The sequence below is a fragment of the Planktothrix sp. FACHB-1365 genome (genome assembly GCF_014697575.1).
Lineage (GTDB): Bacteria > Cyanobacteriota > Cyanobacteriia > Cyanobacteriales > Microcoleaceae > Planktothrix.
On sequence record NZ_JACJSC010000024.1, the window covers coordinates 1 to 19,469 of the forward strand.

General features: G+C 39.1%; 20 protein-coding genes. 8 read left to right on the top strand and 12 right to left on the bottom strand.

Annotated features, from left to right (window positions below):
• Together H6G57_RS21000 and H6G57_RS21005 are read left to right on the top strand one after the other, a co-directional pair.
• Nucleotides 1-422: RNA-guided endonuclease TnpB family protein (locus H6G57_RS21000; RefSeq protein ID WP_190522064.1), on the top strand; the 422-nt coding region annotated here is incomplete at its 5' end.
• A 327-nt stretch (nt 423-749) separates the two neighbouring features.
• Nucleotides 750-3,017, top strand: coding sequence for an amylo-alpha-1,6-glucosidase (locus H6G57_RS21005; protein WP_190522066.1), 2,268 nt, complete (start codon nt 750-752; stop codon nt 3,015-3,017).
• A gap of 71 nt (nt 3,018-3,088) precedes the next feature.
• On the opposite strand, the gene H6G57_RS21010 is transcribed toward H6G57_RS21005, so the two are convergent.
• Together H6G57_RS21010 and H6G57_RS21015 are read right to left on the bottom strand one after the other, a co-directional pair.
• Nucleotides 3,089-5,725, bottom strand: coding sequence for a C39 family peptidase (locus H6G57_RS21010; RefSeq protein WP_190522068.1), 2,637 nt, complete (start codon nt 5,723-5,725; stop codon nt 3,089-3,091).
• Nucleotides 5,726-5,836: 111 nt separating this feature from the next.
• Entirely contained in the window at nt 5,837-6,274 is a 438-nt protein-coding gene (locus H6G57_RS21015; RefSeq protein ID WP_190522070.1) for a peroxiredoxin, read from the bottom strand.
• Nucleotides 6,275-6,516: 242 nt separating this feature from the next.
• Here H6G57_RS21015 and H6G57_RS21020 point away from each other — a divergent pair, with 242 nt between their 5' ends.
• Nucleotides 6,517-7,062 (top strand): Uma2 family endonuclease, encoded by a 546-nt coding sequence (locus tag H6G57_RS21020; RefSeq protein WP_190522072.1) that lies wholly within the window; start codon nt 6,517-6,519, stop codon nt 7,060-7,062.
• Nucleotides 7,063-7,259: 197 nt separating this feature from the next.
• Here the strand turns inward: H6G57_RS21020 and H6G57_RS21025 are convergent, their stop codons facing one another.
• Genes H6G57_RS21025 through H6G57_RS29120 form a run of 3 tightly spaced genes read right to left on the bottom strand, consistent with a single transcriptional unit; the run spans nt 7,260 to nt 8,259 of the window.
• Nucleotides 7,260-7,685 carry a putative toxin-antitoxin system toxin component, PIN family gene (locus H6G57_RS21025; protein ID WP_190522074.1) on the bottom strand — a complete coding sequence of 142 codons (426 nt, stop codon included), beginning with the start codon at nt 7,683-7,685 and terminating at the stop codon, nt 7,260-7,262.
• Nucleotides 7,663-7,899, bottom strand: coding sequence for a type II toxin-antitoxin system VapB15 family antitoxin (vap15, locus tag H6G57_RS21030; RefSeq protein WP_190522076.1), 237 nt, complete (start codon nt 7,897-7,899; stop codon nt 7,663-7,665). Before vap15 ends, H6G57_RS21025 begins: the two co-directional genes overlap by 23 nt.
• A gap of 60 nt (nt 7,900-7,959) precedes the next feature.
• Nucleotides 7,960-8,259, bottom strand: a complete 300-nt coding sequence (locus H6G57_RS29120) for a hypothetical protein (RefSeq protein WP_242049049.1) — start codon at nt 8,257-8,259, stop codon at nt 7,960-7,962.
• A gap of 175 nt (nt 8,260-8,434) precedes the next feature.
• Between H6G57_RS29120 and H6G57_RS21040 the strand changes: the two genes are divergently transcribed.
• The 3 genes from H6G57_RS21040 (at nt 8,435) to H6G57_RS21050 (ending at nt 10,997) form a co-directional block, all read left to right on the top strand.
• Nucleotides 8,435-10,024 (top strand): DUF262 domain-containing protein, encoded by a 1,590-nt coding sequence (locus tag H6G57_RS21040; protein WP_190522078.1) that lies wholly within the window; start codon nt 8,435-8,437, stop codon nt 10,022-10,024.
• A 272-nt stretch (nt 10,025-10,296) separates the two neighbouring features.
• Entirely contained in the window at nt 10,297-10,536 is a 240-nt protein-coding gene (locus H6G57_RS21045; RefSeq protein ID WP_190522080.1) for a hypothetical protein, read from the top strand.
• A gap of 50 nt (nt 10,537-10,586) precedes the next feature.
• The gene (locus H6G57_RS21050; protein WP_190522082.1) at nt 10,587-10,997 is read left to right on the top strand and encodes an Npun_F0494 family protein; all 411 of its coding nucleotides are present in this window, start codon (nt 10,587-10,589) and stop codon (nt 10,995-10,997) included.
• A 28-nt stretch (nt 10,998-11,025) separates the two neighbouring features.
• On the opposite strand, the gene H6G57_RS21055 is transcribed toward H6G57_RS21050, so the two are convergent.
• Together H6G57_RS21055 and H6G57_RS21060 are read right to left on the bottom strand one after the other, a co-directional pair.
• Nucleotides 11,026-11,508, bottom strand: coding sequence for a DUF4168 domain-containing protein (locus tag H6G57_RS21055; RefSeq protein ID WP_190522084.1), 483 nt, complete (start codon nt 11,506-11,508; stop codon nt 11,026-11,028).
• 81 nt (nt 11,509-11,589) lie between these two features.
• Nucleotides 11,590-12,117: a DUF4168 domain-containing protein gene (locus H6G57_RS21060; RefSeq protein WP_242049050.1), complete on the bottom strand. Its 528-nt coding sequence runs from the start codon at nt 12,115-12,117 to the stop codon at nt 11,590-11,592.
• Between the two features lie 254 nt (nt 12,118-12,371).
• Here H6G57_RS21060 and ggt point away from each other — a divergent pair, with 254 nt between their 5' ends.
• Nucleotides 12,372-13,925 carry a gamma-glutamyltransferase gene (gene ggt, locus H6G57_RS21065; RefSeq protein ID WP_190522086.1) on the top strand — a complete coding sequence of 518 codons (1,554 nt, stop codon included), beginning with the start codon at nt 12,372-12,374 and terminating at the stop codon, nt 13,923-13,925.
• Between the two features lie 319 nt (nt 13,926-14,244).
• Nucleotides 14,245-15,339: a glycerol dehydrogenase gene (locus tag H6G57_RS21070; RefSeq protein ID WP_309235998.1), complete on the top strand. Its 1,095-nt coding sequence runs from the start codon at nt 14,245-14,247 to the stop codon at nt 15,337-15,339.
• Nucleotides 15,340-15,356: 17 nt separating this feature from the next.
• Here the strand turns inward: H6G57_RS21070 and H6G57_RS29465 are convergent, their stop codons facing one another.
• The 5 genes from H6G57_RS29465 to H6G57_RS21090 form a co-directional block, all read right to left on the bottom strand.
• Nucleotides 15,357-15,479, bottom strand: a complete 123-nt coding sequence (locus H6G57_RS29465; protein ID WP_255528396.1) for a hypothetical protein — start codon at nt 15,477-15,479, stop codon at nt 15,357-15,359.
• A 43-nt stretch (nt 15,480-15,522) separates the two neighbouring features.
• Complete coding sequence (locus H6G57_RS21075) at nt 15,523-16,365, bottom strand: hypothetical protein (RefSeq protein ID WP_190522090.1); 843 nt, start codon at nt 16,363-16,365, stop codon at nt 15,523-15,525.
• 88 nt (nt 16,366-16,453) lie between these two features.
• Nucleotides 16,454-17,599 carry an ATP-binding protein gene (locus H6G57_RS21080; protein WP_242049051.1) on the bottom strand — a complete coding sequence of 382 codons (1,146 nt, stop codon included), beginning with the start codon at nt 17,597-17,599 and terminating at the stop codon, nt 16,454-16,456.
• 118 nt (nt 17,600-17,717) lie between these two features.
• On the bottom strand, nt 17,718-18,197 hold the full coding sequence (locus H6G57_RS21085) for a flavin reductase family protein (protein WP_190522092.1): 480 nt from the start codon (nt 18,195-18,197) through the stop codon (nt 17,718-17,720).
• Between the two features lie 58 nt (nt 18,198-18,255).
• Nucleotides 18,256-19,389, bottom strand: a complete 1,134-nt coding sequence (locus H6G57_RS21090) for a succinylglutamate desuccinylase/aspartoacylase family protein (RefSeq protein ID WP_190522094.1) — start codon at nt 19,387-19,389, stop codon at nt 18,256-18,258.
• Between the last annotated feature and the right edge of the window lie 80 nt (nt 19,390-19,469).

The window sequence follows — 19,469 nt, forward strand, 5'->3', positions numbered from 1 at the left end:
ACGATTTAGTAGCCTACGAAGATTTAAGGGTTAAAAATTTAGTTAAAAATCATTGTCTTGCTAAATCTATTAATGATGCTGGTTGGTATCAATTTAGAAAGTGGTTAGAGTATTTTGGTGTTAAATTGGGTAGGGTAACTGTTGCAGTTAATCCAGCTTATACAAGTCAAAATTGCTCTAGCTGTGGTACTACAGTCAAAAAATCTTTATCAACTAGAACACATATTTGTCAATGTGGATTTGAGTTAGATAGAGACTGGAATGCCGCAATTAACATTCTGAATTTAGCCTTGGGTACTATGGGTCACATAGGAACCTGGATTTTAAATCCGAACGCTTCGGGAGATTTAGCCTCTACTTTGGTTGGAGCAATCCTGCCAGAGCAAGTTGAATCTGTGAACGAAGAATCACCGCACTTGTAGGGCGGTGAGTGTCAATCCCCTCTCCTTTTGAACAAAGGGAGTTGGGGAGTTAGGGTTTTTAAGGTAGAATTAAACCTTGATTCAGGCTGTTTCAGATCTTCAATAAAGCTCTTCTGTTTCCAGTTGTCTTAAAAAAATATAGCATTCAGAAAAGATTTTATTTTTTCTTTATCAAAATTTTACGTGCATTTCAATAAAACGGTTTTATACTTAAAAAAGGCAAATTAAAAGAAATTCTTCGATTCCACCCGCCTAAAATATCCTATTTCTAGGATTTGAGGAAAATTTATTGTCATTTTTTGCAGTAACAGTCACAATAATCTAGTCATGATCTCAGAAAAAATCGAATTTGACGGCAGAGTTTTTGTCCCTGCTGAGAAATTACCCGTATCAGAATGGCCCTGTGTTGTCAATGAGCGACCTCAACCCACCTTAACCCTCAAAGATGACGATTTATTTTTAATTACGGACACCTTGGGGAATATTACCCAGTTTTCAGGCGATGACCGTCAAGCCAGTTTAGGATTATTTTGTCATGATACCCGTTTTCTCTCTCGATTAGAGTTACAGATTGGCGGACAAGCTCCTATTCTTCTGAGTAGCGATGCTCAAAAAGGATTTTCCTTATCCGTATTATGTGCGAATCCTAAAATTAACGAACAACTTACCGCCGAAACCATTGGAGTTGAACGAGAAATTGTCTTAAATGGCGGTTTATTTGAAGAAATTAAGATTACTAATTATAGCACTTTCCCGGCTCAATTTGAAATCAGCCTGAGCTTTGGTTCCGATTTTGTCGATTTATTTGAAATTCGGGGTTTCCATCGAGACCAACAAGGAAAGCTGTTTAAACGTCAGGGTGAACCCTCGAAAGAATTAGAGGATGAAACTCTTGAACCCCCAATTGCCAAACTTGAAAATGGGCAAAAAGAAATTAATTTAGGTTATCAAGGGTTGGATGGTAGTTTCATGGAATCTCGGATTTTATTTGTGCATCTACAACCCAATTCCATTAAAGATAATACTGCCATCTGGCACTTAAATTTAGCATCCCATGAAACTCAAATTATTGGGTATCGCTTACAAATGCTAACCAATAATCGCCCCACTTCTGCTGTTCATGCTCCCTTAACGTTAGTTCAAGCGAAAGCCGCAGAAGTTATGGAAGAACAACAATGGTGGACATCTGTTACCCGAATTCGCTCTAATAATCGAGAATTTAATCGGGTTATTCAGCAAGCTGAACAAGATATTTATTTATTACGTCAAACCTTTGGCAAAGAAAAAGGAGTCTCGGCTGGAGTTCCTTGGTTTTCCTGTTTATTTGGTCGAGATTCCATTATCACCGCCTCTCAAACCTTAATTCTTGACCCGGAAATTGCCCGGTCTACCTTAACGATATTAGCTCAATATCAAGGTCAAACCTATGACGATTGGCGAGATGAAGAACCGGGAAAAATTCTCCATGAATTGCGGATGGGAGAAATGGCAAGATGTCAAGAAGTTCCCCATACTCCTTATTATGGAACTGTTGACGCAACACCCCTTTGGTTAATGTTATATGCCGAATATTTTGCCTGGACACAAGACACTGAAACCCTAGAAAATTTATGGCCGAATGCACGGGCAGCGATGGATTGGATTGATGCTAAATGTCAAGAAAATGGCTACCTTTGTTATTTCCGTAAATCCTCCAGAGGGTTAGTTAATCAAGGCTGGAAAGATTCAGGAGATTGTATTGTTAAACGAGATGGAACTTTAGCGGTTGCCCCCATTGCCTTATGTGAAGTTCAAGCTTATGTTTATGCGGCGAAAGTGCGAATGGCGGAAATTGCTAAAATGCGAAAACGGATTGATTTAGCCGACCGTTGGCAAGAAGAAGCTCGACAACTGAAAATGCGGTTTAATCGAGATTTTTGGGTAAAAGATTTAGATTTTTGTGCCTTAGCATTAGATGGAGAAGGACAACCCGTTGATAGTATTAGTTCTAACCCCGGTCACTGTTTACAATTAGGAATTTTAACCCCGGAAAATGCCAAAAGTGTAGCAGAAAGATTACTCGCACCGGATATGTTTAGTGGGTGGGGAATTCGTACCCTCAGCAGTCTTTCTCCGGCTTATAATCCGATGGGATATCATACGGGTTCAGTTTGGCCCCATGATAATAGTTTAATTGCATTAGGATTGCGCTCGATTGGATTTATTGATCAAGCTTTTGAAGTCGCCCAAGGGTTATTTGATATGACAATGCAACAACCCTTACAACGACCCCCAGAATTATTCTGTGGTTTTCCTCGCATTGAAGGCAGTGCTCCGGTTAAATATCCCGTTGCTTGTTCACCCCAAGCTTGGGCGAGTGGTAGTATTTTTCAACTGTTACAAATGATGATGAATTTAGTTCCTGATGCGTCGAGTAATCACTTAAGAATTATTGACCCTTCATTACCTGAATCCATTAATCATATCGCCGTTCATAACTTAAAAATTGGTTCTACCGTGATTGATTTAGAGTTTGAACGAGATAAAGACGAAAATGCCACCGCCTGTCGAGTTCTTAAAAAACGTGGAAATCTGCGAGTTGTTATAGAAGCTTAATCTTTTTCGGGTGCGTAAGCTATTAAGCAAACGCACCACTCTCTTATCTATTTCCCTTTCTCATCGTTAAATTAAGGCTCAATAAAATGCGCCCAAATTGAACCATCTGGCCCTGCAACTTGATTCATATAACCAGAGGAATAAATAATCCGACGACCCTCCGTATTAGAATATCCAGTGTAGGCATCTCCCCAAGGATCATTAACAATATATCCCTGATTATTATAGCCAATAACGGTGATAATATGACCCGATGGAGTCGTATCTACACCAATCACAACCGGACGACGATTAATTAATTCATTTTTCAAATCAGACCAATAGCGAGTGGTGCTAAAACTGGTTTTAAATCCATAGGCACGAATTAAAGCCGATAATACATTATGATCGGTTTGAGAACCTGTTCCGGCATAATTAAAACACCATTGCAATAATTCATCTTCTAATTGTCCGTATTTCGGTCGCACACCGTAATAATACATCACCATTGCAATCGAAGTAACATTACAAGTAGACCAATAAAAACGCGGATTATCTCGTTGGGAAAAATAGGGAACATTTAACTCTAATTGAGGCGGTAAAGGGTTAAAGACTCGTCCTCCCCGTTTGAATTTCACATACTGGGGAAAAATATAACCCGTATTCCCAAAATTCGGCAATTCTTCCAAGAGAGAAACCTTAATATGGTTATTTTCTAACGCATAACTTTTTACCCCATAAACCCGTCCCAAGGGTAAAGTTGTACGCTCAGAGTCTTTTAATTGGCTAGAATCAATCGCCTGTTTTTTCAAGACTGTTTTTTCTAATACAGTTAGGGTAATTGCATCAGGATCATAACCAATTTCTTGACCATCTCGAATCAATTTAACGTGCTGCCAATAGACATAACCCACTGTACCAAAACCGGGAATCGATTGGGCTAAGGTAACGCGAAAATGTCCTTTAATGCAGGCATACCCTTTAATGGTAAAGGTTTGCCCTAATAATAATTCTTCAAATTGTTGAGGATCTAAATAAGAAGAATCAACGGGTTTTGCTTTGATTTTAGTTGTTTGTAATACTAACATTTGAGCATTAACATCGGTATCAGGAACGTCCTCAATATCAAAACGAAATACTTCTGATCCTTTTTTTAATCTGACATAATCGGTATACAGATAACCAAAGTTACCGATGGGCGGAATGGTATTTTCTAAAACAACTTTCAGATGACCATCCACTAAACCATATTTCAAAACTTTGAAGGTTTGACCTGCTTTTACCGCTACTTTTTGCTGTTGATTTAAGGAAGCTGAATCAAAGGGAACAATTTTAAATAACGTATCTTCAAGGATTTCTAAGGTTAGAGATTCTCCGACGGTCATGGCATTTTCACTAACCGTAATATTAATCACTTGACTGGCGGTAACATTGTCTTGAGAGTCCAGTGCTTTTAACCGTAACCACCGATATCCTGCATCACTAAATCCTTTGTTAAATTGACAATTCCAGGTACTTTCCTGCCAATCTAAACTCACATCAAAGCCATAGCGATCTTCAGCAAATAAAGTAATTTTAGCAGTATTTTTGGGGTCAAATGTTCCTTTTAAAACCACAGGGGTATTGACTAAAACTTCTGTTGGCCCCTGATAGGTTAAGGTTTTATTGGAGGTTAAAGAAACACTTCCACGACTCAGGAAGATAAAATCAGGATACAAATATCCCGTATTGCCAAAATTAGGAAAATTCTCGGTAAAAGCGACTTTAATATGACCGTCTTCTGAGGTATAACTTTGTACCCCATAAACCATTCCCGCCGGGAGGGTAATTTTATCGGAGGCATTTAGGTAAGCAGAATCAACGGGACGTTTTTTTAACGGGGTTGTATTAACAATTGTGCAGGTTATCGCATTATTATCAAAGGGGATTTCTTGACCTTTTTCTAACAGTTGAGCATGATAGCGATAGACATATCCTGATTTACCAAAACCTGGAAATTCTTGATTGAGAGTCACCCGAAAATGATCGGCAATACAGGCATATCCTAACACCGTATAGGTGCTCCCTTGAGGCATTTCAATCGATTGATTCGCTGCTAACTGAGACATATCATCGGGTTTCAGTTTGAGAGGGGTTGTTTGTGTCACCCACAACAGTTGACTCCCTGGAATATGATCAGGGAGTTGACTTTGATTAAACCATAATAATTTTGACCCTTTCGCCACAACAACATGGGGTTGATAAACATAAACAATTTTACCTAAATTGGGTAAGGGGTTATTGAGTTCGAGTTTGAGATGATCATTGACCAATTCTATTGTATCTACAACTAAACTCTCCCCTAATTTTAGGGATTGTTTTTGGTTTTCTGTTAATTGCGAAGAATCAATAGGTTTAACTTTTAAGACAGTTTCTTGTTGAGGAATAATGGTATAATTAAATCGGGTATTAATTCCTTCTTGATTGACCATACAATCAATCACTTGATCCCCAATTATATTATTTTGCCCATCTTTTCCTTGTAGTCTTAACCAGCGTTTTCCGGCGGTATTAAATCCATTTTCCAGACACACTGACCAAATCCCTGCTTGAGGATTAAAATCGACGGTCAGAGGATATTTGTCTTCTGCCATTACAGAAATTGTTTGGCATTGTTGAGGGTCATAAGTGCCGACTAAAACAACAGGTTGATCAATCAGAATGTCCTTTGGGCCGAGATACGTTACCATGTTTACAACTCGCTGTTAATAGAAATGAATAAAGGGTTAAAATCAGTAAAAAACCGCCCCAGAAAATTCTACGGGCGGCACGCTCAAAAATACGGATAATTTTGATGACAATTAAGCGCCCAGAACTGCTAAAATATCTTGAGCGTGGTTTGCAGTATTGACGGCTGCATCAACGTGGATAATTTTACCACTGCCATCAATCACATAAGTTACCCGTTTAGCATAGCCACCCCCCTCTACATCATAAGCTTTGGTAATGCTTCCGTCCGTATCGGCTAATAAAGGAAAGGGTAAACTATATTTCTCAGTAAACTTTTGATGGGAGGCTTCATTATCCATACTGACCCCTAAGACAGCGATATTTTTTCCTTGATAGGCTGTATAGTTATCGCGGAAACTACAAGCTTGTTTAGTGCAACCGGGGGTATCATCTTTAGGATAGAAATACATGACAACGGTTTTGCCTGCAAAGTCAGATAGAGAAACGGTATTTCCATTTGTGTCTTTGACGGTAAAGCTAGGGGCATCTGTCCCAACTGCTAAAGGCATTGTATTTCGTCCTCCTCAATTAGACTGAACTTGATGTTGACTGTCTTCAGTTATTTTAAGACATTTCGGACAATCTGAAGAAAAAAGGATGAATTAGGACGATGGCAAGCATTACCATTCCAGTTAATGAAGATATAGGGCATAATTATTAAAGAACTTAATTAGCTATTAACCATAGGCCTATAAAATAGTTTGTTGCAACCCATTAATAATAGTACAATGATTAATTACCTAGATTTGATATGAATGAATCTTTAGAACAGATAATCAGACGGAAAATTCAATATTTACCTCCTGAACATCAGGAAGAAGTTCTTAGTTTTATTGAGTTTCTGGAAGAAGGACATTGTTTAATAGAAGGTCATCTCTGTGAGATCATTAATCGTTTTTATCAACGCCAAAAAATCGCTCAGGCTTTCCTAAAATTACCCTGCTATTTTGGGGGAAAGACTATTATTCCCGATATTAGCGTATTTCGTTGTGATCGAATTCCAGTAATATCTTCTGGAGAAAATTATCAAGAGCTTACAATTTATCCAGATTGGTCAATTGAAATTTTGTCACTCCAACAAAATCCAACAAAAATTTTAGGAAATTTACTGTATTGTTCTGAATATGGGACAGAATTAGGATGGTTAATTGATCCAGTGGAAGCAACAGTTTTAGTCGTATTGCCAGAACAACGGGTACAATTGTTACAGGGAGAAGCTAAATTACCTGTTTTACCAGGGATAGATTTAGACTTAACCATTGATCAAGTTTTGGACTGGTCAATTATTGAATATTGATACACAACCCGTAGTAAGCCCTTCAGGGCTGATTCATAAATCCTAATTATGAGTAATAAATTTACCCGCAAATATGGATTAAGCCCTAAAGAGTTTAGAAACCGGGTTTCTTATCTTCTCAAGTCTCCTGTAACCAAGTTTGAATCACAGATAAATATTTTTACTTAAATTTATCAGTGCCTCCGAGTTGGTGTCCATTAAAGAAACAATATTTTTTGTAAAAAATCTTTGTAAGTTAAAATTTCTGTCCCCTCAAAATTTACCAAACTTAATAAATCTCTATCTCCTGTAATCAAAAAATCAGCTTGACTATCTTTAGCTAAAGCTAATAAATAATTATCTTTAGCATCTCTACAAATAGAAACTTCTGAGGTTATTTCTATAGATAAACCAATAATATTCAACAATTCCAGCAATTCTTTAACTTTCGCTACTGGAAAATATTTTTGGAGTTTTGGTCTTTGAGTTACTAGATTAATTTCCTCTAGGAGTTGGTTGGAAAAGACAACTTGGAGCGTTTTATTGACGATTAATTGTTGAAGATTTGCTAATTCTTTACCAATCAAGAAGCTAATCCAAAGATTCGTGTCTATAATTACTTTAAGAGGCTGGTTTTCTGGCATAAATTTCGCTTCTAACTGCTTCAACTTCTTCGGTAATAATTTCTAAAGAGAGTTCATCGGTTTTGAATGACTCTAAAAGGGCTGTTAATTTACTATTTAATACTTCTTTTTCAAGTTCTTGGCTTAACAGCAATTTTTCTGGATATGGTAGTTGTTTGACCAAGGCTAAAACTTGCTCAAAGTTCAGGGAAAGTTGATAGCTGGCTGGAGTCATTGTTCGTTACAGTTAGGGTTTATTGATATTTTATATCAAATTTTTGGATTGAGGATGGTTTCATATCTCTAAAATAGTCCGTTGTACCCAATTCATAATACTTTGAATCAGGTGCGGATCTTGGGGTGAGAAACTGGGAATGGCGGGATGGGGTGAGTCGGTGATAACGCAAACTGTAGCGTCGAAGCGTGTGAGAGAATCGAGAAAAGTTTGGCTAAAACCTTGGAGGTTTGTCTCTTCGTAGAAAATGAGGATGGGGTGTTTTTCCCAGTCTAGGAGTTGCCAGTAGATTTTGAGTTCCGTGAGGGTGCGGGGTGTGCCTTCTGTGGATTTGGGACAGTGGTGTTTTTTGGGACACATTGTAGGTAGATGTCGGTGGCGGGGTTATCGCGGTTATCCAATTTGCTACCGTCGCTGTAGAAGAGTTGGAGGGTGTGGTGAATGTTGGTTGTGGTGAGTTGGGAGAGTTGGGCAAGGTTGACCATTGGGATATCACTATGCTGTAATTATACACATAGCTTCAAATTAACTCTCTATGGCTGAAACTTACTACTTTATTAAAGATTTAATCAATGATGTACAGAGGGGAAGGATTAGAATTCCGTCTTTTCAACGGGGTTTTGTTTGGAAGTCGGAGCGGGTTTCCCTCTTTATAGACAGTATTTATAAAGGGTTTCCTTTTGGTTCTGTATTGATTTGGAGAACTAGAAATTGTTTACGAACTGAAAGGAATCTAGGGCCTTATAAACTTCCTGAGAATGATTTGGAATATCCAATAGATTATGTGCTTGATGGGCAGCAGAGAATAACGTCTATTTTTGGTATATTTCAAAATTATCTTACTGCTGGAGATAGCGAAAATACTGATTGGACTAATCTGTTCTTTGAACTAAATAGTGAAGAATCCGTTCCCTTTCAATATTTGGAAGATTCTACAAATTATGATGCAACAAAATTTTTTCCGCTCAAGTATGTTTTCGACTCTCCTAACTATAGAAAAGCTACTAGAAATTTAGATGAGAATCTAGCACAACAGATAGACGAGCTAGTAGACAGATTTACCAAAGCTAGAATTCCTGTAGAACGATTTGAAAGTGAAGAACCGAAATACGTTGCCACCGTTTTTGAGAGGATTAATAGGCAAGGGGTTGAATTAGATACTTTGCAGCTTTTATCTGTTTGGAACTGGAGTGAAGATTTTGATTTACAAGAGAAGTTTAGAGAAGTTGCTGAAGAATTGGAGCCATTCGGCTTCAAAGAGGTAGGCTCTGATTTACTTCTCAAATGCTGCTCTGCGGTAGTAATGAATAGTGTTAATCCAGAAGGTTTTATGGAACTTCCTGGTAGTGCAGTACGAGACAAATTTGAAGAAATCCGCAGAGGCATATCCCTGTCTATTGACTTTTTGAAAACTGAGCTAAATGTTTTCTCTCTTAAGCTTTTACCAATGGAAAACATATTAGCTGTTTTAACTTCATTTTTTGCTTCGTCACAGAAACAACCCCCTCCGGTCTCTCAAGAGAAAAACGAAGTTATCAAGAAATGGTTTTGGCGTGCGTGCTTTTCTCAAAGATATGCAAGGGGAGGAGCTAAGAGTACGGATATAGATTTGGCAGAAGTCCAAAACTTTAAGGCAGGCAAACCTCATACACTTGGAGACTTTGACGTATCCTTAAATACTGGCTTCTTTCTCAATAGCTCCTTCCGAATGTCTTCAGTTGCAACAGGTACATTTATTCTTCTTTTAGCACAAGGAAAACCATTAAACTTTATTCAAGGGACAAATGTATCTTTACAAAAGGTTTTATCCCTAGGTAATCGAAATGAATTTCATCATATTTTTCCAAAAGATTACTTGGAAGGACTGAACAAGTATAAAGATAACCAAATAAATTGTTTGGCAAACTTTTCATTACTTAGCCGAACGGACAATAATAAAATAAAAAATCAACCACCTAGCAAATACCGTCTTCTAATGCCTACTGACACTAAAACTTTTGATGAAATAATAGCGACGCATTTCTGTCCTGCCAATGCGTTCGAGGATGATGACTATGAGAGCTTTCTAACGTTAAGATCTGAATTGTTGCTTCAAAAAGCAAAAGAACTGTCCCAAATTGTTTAGTTTATAAAGTTCTTTTAGTCTAGCTGTCTAGTGATACATCCTTCTTTGATATGGGGGAGAGTGGAGATCGCTCATGGGTTATCTTCCCCAAACTAACGAAGGGTAAACCATTATAAGAATTTATTCCTAACGCAGTATTCAAACGTTAAGTTCTGCAACAGTTTCTGTTGTTAAAATTGAAATTATGTAACTCTGGATACAGAAATAATTTAAGTTATCCAGTCGAGATAGCTAGAACTTCAGAATCAACGGTTGATACGGGACAAGGAACGATGAAACTTAATCTCAAACAAGCGGATACAGAAATTCAACCCCAATGGCAACCGATTGTGGGGTATCCCTGTCCGCCCGAATTTGAACCCTCAACCTGGGTAAAACTTTGGCAACAACCCAATCCCTACAGCCATGATGAAGCGTTGCTTTTATGTCAACTGACTGAGGATGAATGGGTGGCTTGGATTCCCGATCACGGTGAAACGGTATTATATCGCTATCAATTCTTTCAGCGTTAACCCCTATGATGGGATACAGTACAAAAACAAAGTTATCCCATTCAAGCATTATGACTGTTTTGGACTCTCCGGGGAAGTCTTCAATCCAATATTCTGAACCCACTCTCAAACGGGCTGAACGAGCGATCCGGTGTTCTCCGTTTCAACTGCAACTGTTTATAACCATGCGGTTGAGCAGTGTCGGTCTGAATGGAATTGCAGGACAGTCTGGGGTCAATTCTGCCTATACTTCCACAGCCTTAACGGAAGGGACAGCCGAAAATGCGTTACTTTGGCTGATACAAGTGGGGGTTCTCCGTCGAGAAGTTGATGGTCAGGGAATTACAGATAGTTTTCGCCTAACACCCCTGGGACGGCAATTAATTGACCAATGGGAAAGCCAAAATCAAGGGATTCCTCAGCCTTCATTGTGCGATCGCTCGATTAATACTCTCAATCGTTGGTTAAGATTTCCAGTTTAAGTGGAACAGGCATCTTGCCTGTTAAACATTATTTTCCGCCCGATTGTAATAACTGTAAAATTTCAGCTTGAATCCGTTGTCTAAAACGAGGATCACTTTGTTGGCTACGGGTCATGTCATTGAACAGAGAAACCGTTAAGCCCTTAGACTCAATAATCTGTTTAGCTTGGTCGCAGTAGCTCACCGCCAGTTGAGGCGCATTTCCGGGTAACGCCCTAAAACTGGTGGGTTGATCACAAATAATCCGGGGAACATCCCCAACAATTTTTTTAATTTCATTCGCCACTTCATGACGTCGGGATTCTAAAGCCAACGCAGCACGGGCATAATTCCTAATATTGTCTTCACTATAATTAAAGCTCTCTTGCGCTTGAGCCGCAGAACCCCAACTGAGATGGGGAATGGGTTGGGAGGGGGTTTGACTCCATCCCAGGAAGCCACCACAAGCGGATAGAACAGCAACGGTTAAAGATTTGGATAGAAATTGACGAATGGGAAATGTAGTTTTCATAGGTAGTTCAGAATATATCAACTCAAAGGGTTCTGCTGGTAACAGAACATGAAACTTATCTCGGAGTGAGGTTTACTTTCCTTAAGTTCCAGAAGAGTTTTGTAGGTTCTGGAGTTCCGACTGAATGCGTTTTTGCAAAGCCGGGTCAGCTTGCTGACGTTGGGTAATTTCGTTAAACCGACCAATGGTTAACTCGTTGGTTTCGATAATCGACTTAGCTTGAGTACAGTAATTCACCGCAATATCTCGAACTGCTTTATCCAGCCGATTAATAGTTTGAGTTTCATTACAAACGACAGGGGGGATAGATTTTCCGGCTCCAACAATCCCTTGAATTTCGTTATAAGCGGTTTGACGTCTGGGTTCAATCCCTAAAACAGCACGAGCATAGTTGCGAATTTCTATTTCGCTAAATTCTGGGGATTGTTGCGCCTGAGCAACCGTATTGAACCGAGAAGCCGTTGAGCTTGATACATCGGGAACAATCCCCCAGACAATAGCACCACTGGAGAACAGCCCCAGCATTAGAGTCTGAGCGAGTAATCGGTGCGGACGCATAAATCGCAAGGAACGCAAGAAATCCATCATATCGAGATCTTCTGATACCAAAGGGAAGCGTGAAAGTGCTTAGTTGTCTTGAATTATTTTATGCCTAAGAAGTTCCTCATCCAAAACTTAAAAATGCTTTAGCGAAGAATTTGAACACCAATCACAAGTTCAACTTCTATAAAACTGAGGGTTTCGCTTGCACAAACAAAAACTTGATACCCAAACACTGCAATGGGATGACCTAATATTTTTTAGGCTATCAATTCATTGTATCCTGAAATGTTGAGAAATTGGCTCAACTCAGAACTTTAAAAATGAAGAAAACAAACGGGGTAATTGCGGCTGGACATCCAGAAACCGTTAAAGCAGGTTTGGCAATATTTGGCGCGGGCGGAAATGCTTTTGATGTAGCATTGGCCTGTATGTTAGCAGCTTGTGTGACGGAACCGGGTTTAACGTCCCTGGCGGGCGGAGGATTTTTATTAGCCCATACTAACACAAATCAAAACATTTTATTTGATTTTTTTACCCAAACTCCCCACGATAAACGCCCGATATCAAACCTAGATTTTTATCCGGTGGGTGTTAATTTTGGGACAACAATTCAAGACTTTCATATTGGTTTAGGATCTATGGCGGTTCCTGGAGTTTGGGCGGGGGTGATGCGCGTTCAAGAAACTTTAGGACGTTTACCCCTTTCTGTTGTGGCTGAACCTGCGATTATTTTAGCTAGACAAGGGGTTGAAGTTAACTCTTTTCAAGCTTATACGTTTTCTAATTTATTGCAACCGATTTTGTTAACAACGGCAGAAGGACGAGAAATTTATGCTCCTAATGGTGATATTTTACGGTCAGGCGATCGCTTAATTATGACTCACTTTGCTCAGACTTTAGAAGTTTTAGTTTCTGGAGAAAGACGAGAATTTTATGAAGGTGAAATTGCTCAAATGTTAGTTCAAGATTGTCAAGAAAAAGGGGGACATTTAACCTTAAAAGATCTCAAAAACTATACCGTCATTGAACGAACGCCTTTAAAAATTGACTATCGCGGAAAAACTATATTAACAAATCCTCCTCCTAGTTCTGGGGGAACATTAATTGCTTTTGCTTTACAACTTTTATCGTCTCTGGATTTAACGAACCTTAAGTTTGGGAGTTCCCAACATTTACATCTATTAAAAACAGTAATGCAGTTCACCAATGTTGCTCGGAAAGAAAGGTTAGATGATTACTTACATCAAGTTAATATTGCTGAAAAATTTGTTTCTAGCTTTTCTAGCTATCAACAACCGTTTATTGATGCGGTGAATAAATGGGGAAGTACCACCCATATTAGTGTTTTAGATCAAGAAGGAAATGCAGCTAGTGTAACAACATCTAATGGAGAAGGTTCAGGATATATTATCCCTGGAACCGGAATTATGGTTAATAATATGTTAGGGGAAGAAGACTTAAATCCCCAAGGATTTCATCAATGGCCGGAAAATGTTAGAATTTCTTCGATGATGTCTCCTACCTTAGTCTTAAATCAGGAACATAAACCGGAAATTGTTCTAGGTTCGGGCGGTTCAAATCGAATTAGAACTGCAATTTTACAAGTTTTATTAAATTTAATAGATTTTAAAATGTCCGTTGAAGATGCCGTTAATAGTCCCCGTGTCCATTGGGAAAATCATCGCTTTGATATTGAACCGGGGTTTGATCCTGAATCTGTTAATACTTTGGATTTATCTCCCCAGGATGTGATCAGATTATGGCCGGAAAAAAATATGTTTTTTGGCGGAGTGAATACTTTAGTTAAAACATCGGATGGACAGTTATTGGGTGCAGGAGATATTCGCCGAAATGGAGTCAGTTTAAAGAGTTAGTACACTTCATTGACAATTTCCCAAAAATCGTTTATAATATAACCTAGGAATCAAGATTAATTTATCAAAAGATGTTTCAGCTAGTTCAATCGCTAAAGATTGGCTTTTCGGTTTAATCATAAATTTTTCGGGTCTTGGTTCTCGGTTCAAGCGTTTCAGGATCAATAGACGGCTTAAAAAACGAGATAGGACACAAATAGTCAGGAAAGGGTTAGTGAATCTTCCTGAATAGATTTCTGTGCCTGTGTGTTGGGTTATTTTTGATTGTTCCTGACTTCTGGAATGAAGTCTGATGTTCATGCTGAACAAGGAGGAACTTGTGATTACGACAGCGATCTTCCCAGCCCGATATGTTCAAGGAAATCATGCCATTCGGTTTTTGGGTGAAGAATTAAGCCATTTAGGTCAAAAAGCCTTAGTAATTATGGGGCCCGTTATTTTTCCTAAATTGCAACCCCTGGTTGAGGAATTTACCCAAGGAAAAATAGAGATTTATCTCGAACGCTTTGGCGGTGAATGTTGTGACCTGGAAATTGAACGCTTGGTTAGTTTAGGCGCGGCTCAAAACGTCGATTTAATTGTAGGAATTGGAGGCGGAAAAACCATCGACACCGCTAAAGCAACCGCCTATAACCTCAAAGTTCCGGTTGCAATTGTTCCCACCATTGCTTCTACCGACGCCCCCTGTAGTGCCCTATCAGTGATTTATACCCCCGAAGGCGTCTGGGAACGTTATCTTGTCTTACCGCGTAACCCCGATCTGGTTTTGGTGGATACTAATCTGATTGCTCAAGCTCCGGTTCGCTTCCTCGTCGCTGGAATGGGGGATGCGTTGGCGACCTGGTTTGAAGCCGAAGATTGTCAGATTAAACGAGCTAAAAATATGACCGGACGCATGGGGCCAATGACTGCCTTTAGTTTGGCTCATTTGTGCTACGAAACCTTGCTTGAATACGGCGTTTATGGGAAAATCGCCTGTGAACAACAGGTGGTGACTCCCGCCTTAGAACGGATTATTGAAGCTAATACCCTACTCAGTGGGTTAGGGTTTGAAAGTGGTGGATTAGCGGCGGCCCATGCCATTCATAATGGATTTACGGTTTTAGAAGAAACCCAGAAATTCTGGCATGGTGAAAAAGTCGCTTTTGGCGTTCTAGCAATGTTAATTTTAACCGATCGCCCCAGCCCCGTCATTGATCGGGTGTTTAGTTTCTGTGAATCTATCGGACTCCCGACAACATTAGCCGATATTGGGCTCGAAGGAGTCAGCCGTGAACGCTTATTATTAGCCGCAGAACGCGCTTGTGGTACAGGTGAAACCATTTATAATGAACCTTGTGAAATTAACCCGGAAAGTGTTCTGGCTGCGATGTTAACGGCTGATGCTAAGGGACGGGAACGGAAACAATTCTAAGTTAATTGTTTGAGCGTTTAGACTTTATTGGGGAAGTTAAAGTGCGATCGCTTTTTGATTGGGAAATTATCAAGAGGCGATCGCACAGTTTCATCGTAGGGGCGGGGTTTTTTCGCCCTTACACCTGGATGTGTATCCATTTTTTGAGATTAATGAGTGGTCAAATTCGAGTAAAAAACTCAACTATAAAGGAGAAACATCAACATTAAGTTTAAAATCTGCTGGTTTTGAGCCAGAAACTTCAATCACATAATCACCGTTTTTCGGTAATTCTCCTTGCCAATTTTTGCTATCTTTAATCGTACCAATAATTTGACCATTCGGATCTAAAATATTAATATCAACGGTTCCTTGTTGAACGTCCAAAGACATTTTTTGTCCGGCTGCACATTCTAATTTATATTGTCGTTTTTCTGCGGGTTTAATTGCCCCTGTCAGGGTTGTTCCCGTTGTTCCAGGGTCAAATGTTACCCGTTCTGGGGAAGTATTGGCTTGAGGAGAAATAGAGGGGGTTGGCGTAGGGGAAGAAGTGGAAGTAGTGGAAGTATTCTCAAAAGGTGGTAAAGGTTGTAAGGGTTGGGTTCCCGTTACTCCACGAGAACTTAAGTTCATTTTGAGATCAAAGGTTGTTGCTCCTTTTAAGGCAGTTAAAACCAGTGTATATTGACCCGTTTGAGGTAAATCTTTGGTTTTAATTTGTTGTCGATCTGGGGCATAAACCCAAATACATAAATTATCTTCCGTGCGATAATTTAACTGTTGACCTGCTTTGGCAGGAAATTGATAGGCTAAATAATTTCCTTGACGAATTTGACCGGATTCTTTTGTATTAACGGCTGTTAATGTAATTAATTTAATATTTTTCGGATCAAGATCACTTTGAGGTTGTTCAGAACATTGTTCAATTTTTCCCGATGAATTCGAGTTTACAATATTCATGGTGGTGGAAAGTTGTTTCCAATGTTCCGATAGAATTTCACAGCCTGTTAATACAAATAATAATAGAAATAAACCCGTTTTTTTCATATTTTTTTATAAACGATTGATTGACTTTATAGCAGGCGACATTCTCTCGTGCTAAGAGATTAAATTAATCTGAGTTTTAAATTTTGATTTAACTTAACCGTTGTTTGATCCATAATCCAAATAACGGTAACGCTAATTTATAACCTAATTCTGAACCATAAATCAAGCCTTTGTGTTGTAAACCTGCGATCGCACCTTGTAAACTTCCGCCTCTGGATAAATGATGTTTGGTAATATATTCTCGACTTTGGGGTTTATCCGTTGGGTCTAAGGCTAAAGACTCTAATAATTGCGATTGGGAAGAGGGAAGTAACACTAACAACGATTCAAATACCGTTGAAAAATCCGCTAATAATTCCTGTAAGGTTTCTTCAATTTCTTTATCTCCAATTAACCCATTGCTTGTTTTAAGTTTACACAACCGACGAACTAAAGCCGAGGCATCTCCAATATGTCCTTGAACGGCTTCTAAAAAGCGTTTTAAGGCGTGCGATCGCGGATCAAAGGTTAAATTTTCTCGATGCAAAACTCCATGAGCCCAAGCCGCTACGACATCATCTGATAAAGGGGTTAATTGTACAATATCTAAATTTTTATGAAAGTCCTCTTGATTTGTCGTTTCTGCTAACGTGGCAACTAAAACATAACTAACAGAACTTTGCTGTTGAATTTCTTGACGCAATAATTTTTCCCAATCTCCCTGTCTATCCCAAGACCGAATATGAGGAAAACTATGCAAAATTAACACCACTTGTCGCTGCACAAATTCGGCTAACTGTTGAGGCAAATGAATTAACAGTTGATACGCTTGCCAAATCTCTTCCGGTTGAGCAATTAACCGCAAACTTTTTGCTGTATTTCCCTGCCATACTAAAAATTGAGCAGCTTCTGTTGCCGTCCACTGTTGCAAAAACTGAGTTGCTGTTGGACTTTTAACCGCCTGGGAAATGCCCTCGCATAACAGTTGGGTCAACCGATGGCCATCGGTAGCCCGAATACAGTCCACTTCAATAATTTTCGCCCCCACTTCCACCGCCGCCCGTCGAACCAGGGTTCGGCGTCCACTACCTGGAACCCCTGCAATTAACAAATCACGTTCACCAGCTAACGACTGAGTGATTTGTTGAAATTGGCTTTGTCGTCCAAAGGTTTCTAACGGTGCTGCTAACTCTTCTATATCCATCGGTATTGATCGCACAAGCTGATTGCTGATATTACCATTTTCAGGGATCATCCAGCAGGAACTCAGCAGGAACAGGGTTGTCGGCTCTCACCGAAGGAGCCAACAGTTAATTATTTCTCCCCTTCTCCCCCCTCTCCCCGTCCCCTTGTCCCCCTCTCCCCATCCTCTTCTATCCGCCGTAATTCCAGCCTGTACTGGCGAGGTTGAGAATTTCGGCTTCTTTGTGAACGCCTGCGGCGATGACTTCTCCCACGAAGACGGTATGGTCGCCATGTTCAACCGCACCGACAACTTGACATTCAACGTAACCCAAGGCTTCGGAAATAATGGGACAACCCGTTTCTCCGATGTAAAATTCCACGTCCTCGAATTTATTCCCGACTCGATGTTGGGGTTTAAAGAATTTCTGGGCGATGTCTTTTTGACCTTCAGCCAAAAAGCTCAGGGAAAAGACACCACTGGCCTTAATCATGGCGTGGGATTTAGAATCGTTTTTAACGCAGTTGACCACTAAAGGCGGTTCAAAGGAGCCTTGTGTCACCCAACTGGCGGTAAAACCATTGACATCATCCCCGTCTTTCACCCCACAAATATAGAGGGCGTGGGGAATTTTCCGCAGAATTGTTTTTTTAGCTGATTCGTCCAACACAATGTTAATGGGGTATTGAGTGATTTTACTGGGATTAGTTTATCAAAAAAAACCGGATTTAGCTTGGCATGATCCCTAAAATATACTCCCCTTGATTAACAGAATGATTTCTAGCGAGATCAAAGATTAGTCCATCAGACTCGGCAAAAACTTCTTGAATTCGGGGTAATTCTCCAGTTTTATTAAAAATTAAAATTTCATAGAGTTTCTGGTTTTTACGAATAATTTCTCCTAATTTAATATAAAATTTAATCATACCCCCAGTTATAGAATAATAATATTTCAGTTGATTTTTGGGGCTAAGATTTATCGTGTGATTTTGAGTAGAGGTTAAAGGAAAATTTTCGATTAATAAAAGTTCTTTTATAGCGAGATAATTTTTAATTCCTCTAACTCCTTTTTCCACAGATTCAGAATTTAGGGTTAATCCAGAACCGAGTTCTAATGTCCAAGCTTCAATCTCAAATTGAATATTTTTCCCTAATTTTTTTAATTCTCGTTCTAAAGCTAACCAAGGTTTCATAAAAGCTTCATCAAAAGCATCGCCATCATAATCATTCATTAAGATGCCATAATCTAAGAGGAAGGCTTTAGCACTTTCTTCTCGACTATGAAAACAATATAAATAGTCTAATCCGTAATTGGTTCCACTGTGTAAATCGATTAAGTAATCGGCATCAACAGATAAACTTTGGAGTTGATAACGGTAATATTCACGGTAAGGAACGCCTAACGAACTTTTTATATTTTTCGAGAGTTGCTGAAATTGATTTAAAATGTTTTGTCGATATTGAGATTGAATTTCGTGAGGTTCTAAGGTTTGGTAATCTTGGGCAAATTGAGCAATATTTTCTCCTGTTTTTTCATAATCCCAGAAAATTCGATTCCAATCTTTGCCATCATAAGGATTATATCGACCGGAGGAAAAGTGATGCGATCGCTGATTGACACTCAAAGGATTACACACGGGAACTAACCAAATTTCCCCTATTAATTGCTCTGGATCTAAACAAGTGAAAAATTCAATTAAATGATGAATAACAGCATTTCCGCTAATTTCGGCTCCGTGTAAGTTAGACTGTAAATAAGCTTTTTTTCCCGGTTTAGCACCTTTAAATTGATAAACTTGGAGAAATAAGCGATCGCCCGATGCAAGCTGGATTAAAGGAATTGTTACAATATTGGGAATCATAGAACTAGGCAAAATAAAGCTGATGATCCAGATATAATATAAATGAAGAAGGGAATAGGCAATTATAAAGAAAAAAATAC

Bases quoted from the DNA above. Each gene is read 5' to 3' on its own strand.
- H6G57_RS29465 (WP_255528396.1), bottom strand. From the start codon at position 15,479: ATGGATACACATCCAGGTGTAAGGGCGAAAAAACCCCGCCCCTACGAT.
- H6G57_RS21005 (WP_190522066.1), top strand. From the start codon at position 750: ATGATCTCAGAAAAAATCGAATTTGACGGCAGAGTTTTTGTCCCTGCT.
- H6G57_RS21020 (WP_190522072.1), top strand. From the start codon at position 6,517: ATGAATGAATCTTTAGAACAGATAATCAGACGGAAAATTCAATATTTA.
- H6G57_RS21075 (WP_190522090.1), bottom strand. From the start codon at position 16,365: ATGAAAAAAACGGGTTTATTTCTATTATTATTTGTATTAACAGGCTGT.
- H6G57_RS21090 (WP_190522094.1), bottom strand. From the start codon at position 19,389: ATGATTCCCAATATTGTAACAATTCCTTTAATCCAGCTTGCATCGGGC.
- vap15 (WP_190522076.1), bottom strand. From the start codon at position 7,899: ATGACTCCAGCCAGCTATCAACTTTCCCTGAACTTTGAGCAAGTTTTA.
- ggt (WP_190522086.1), top strand. From the start codon at position 12,372: ATGAAGAAAACAAACGGGGTAATTGCGGCTGGACATCCAGAAACCGTT.
- H6G57_RS21050 (WP_190522082.1), top strand. From the start codon at position 10,587: ATGACTGTTTTGGACTCTCCGGGGAAGTCTTCAATCCAATATTCTGAA.
- H6G57_RS21080 (WP_242049051.1), bottom strand. From the start codon at position 17,599: ATGATCCCTGAAAATGGTAATATCAGCAATCAGCTTGTGCGATCAATA.
- H6G57_RS21040 (WP_190522078.1), top strand. From the start codon at position 8,435: ATGGCTGAAACTTACTACTTTATTAAAGATTTAATCAATGATGTACAG.
- H6G57_RS29120 (WP_242049049.1), bottom strand. From the start codon at position 8,259: ATGTGTCCCAAAAAACACCACTGTCCCAAATCCACAGAAGGCACACCC.
- H6G57_RS21015 (WP_190522070.1), bottom strand. From the start codon at position 6,274: ATGCCTTTAGCAGTTGGGACAGATGCCCCTAGCTTTACCGTCAAAGAC.
- H6G57_RS21025 (WP_190522074.1), bottom strand. From the start codon at position 7,685: ATGCCAGAAAACCAGCCTCTTAAAGTAATTATAGACACGAATCTTTGG.
- H6G57_RS21010 (WP_190522068.1), bottom strand. From the start codon at position 5,725: ATGGTAACGTATCTCGGCCCAAAGGACATTCTGATTGATCAACCTGTT.
- H6G57_RS21045 (WP_190522080.1), top strand. From the start codon at position 10,297: ATGAAACTTAATCTCAAACAAGCGGATACAGAAATTCAACCCCAATGG.
- H6G57_RS21055 (WP_190522084.1), bottom strand. From the start codon at position 11,508: ATGAAAACTACATTTCCCATTCGTCAATTTCTATCCAAATCTTTAACC.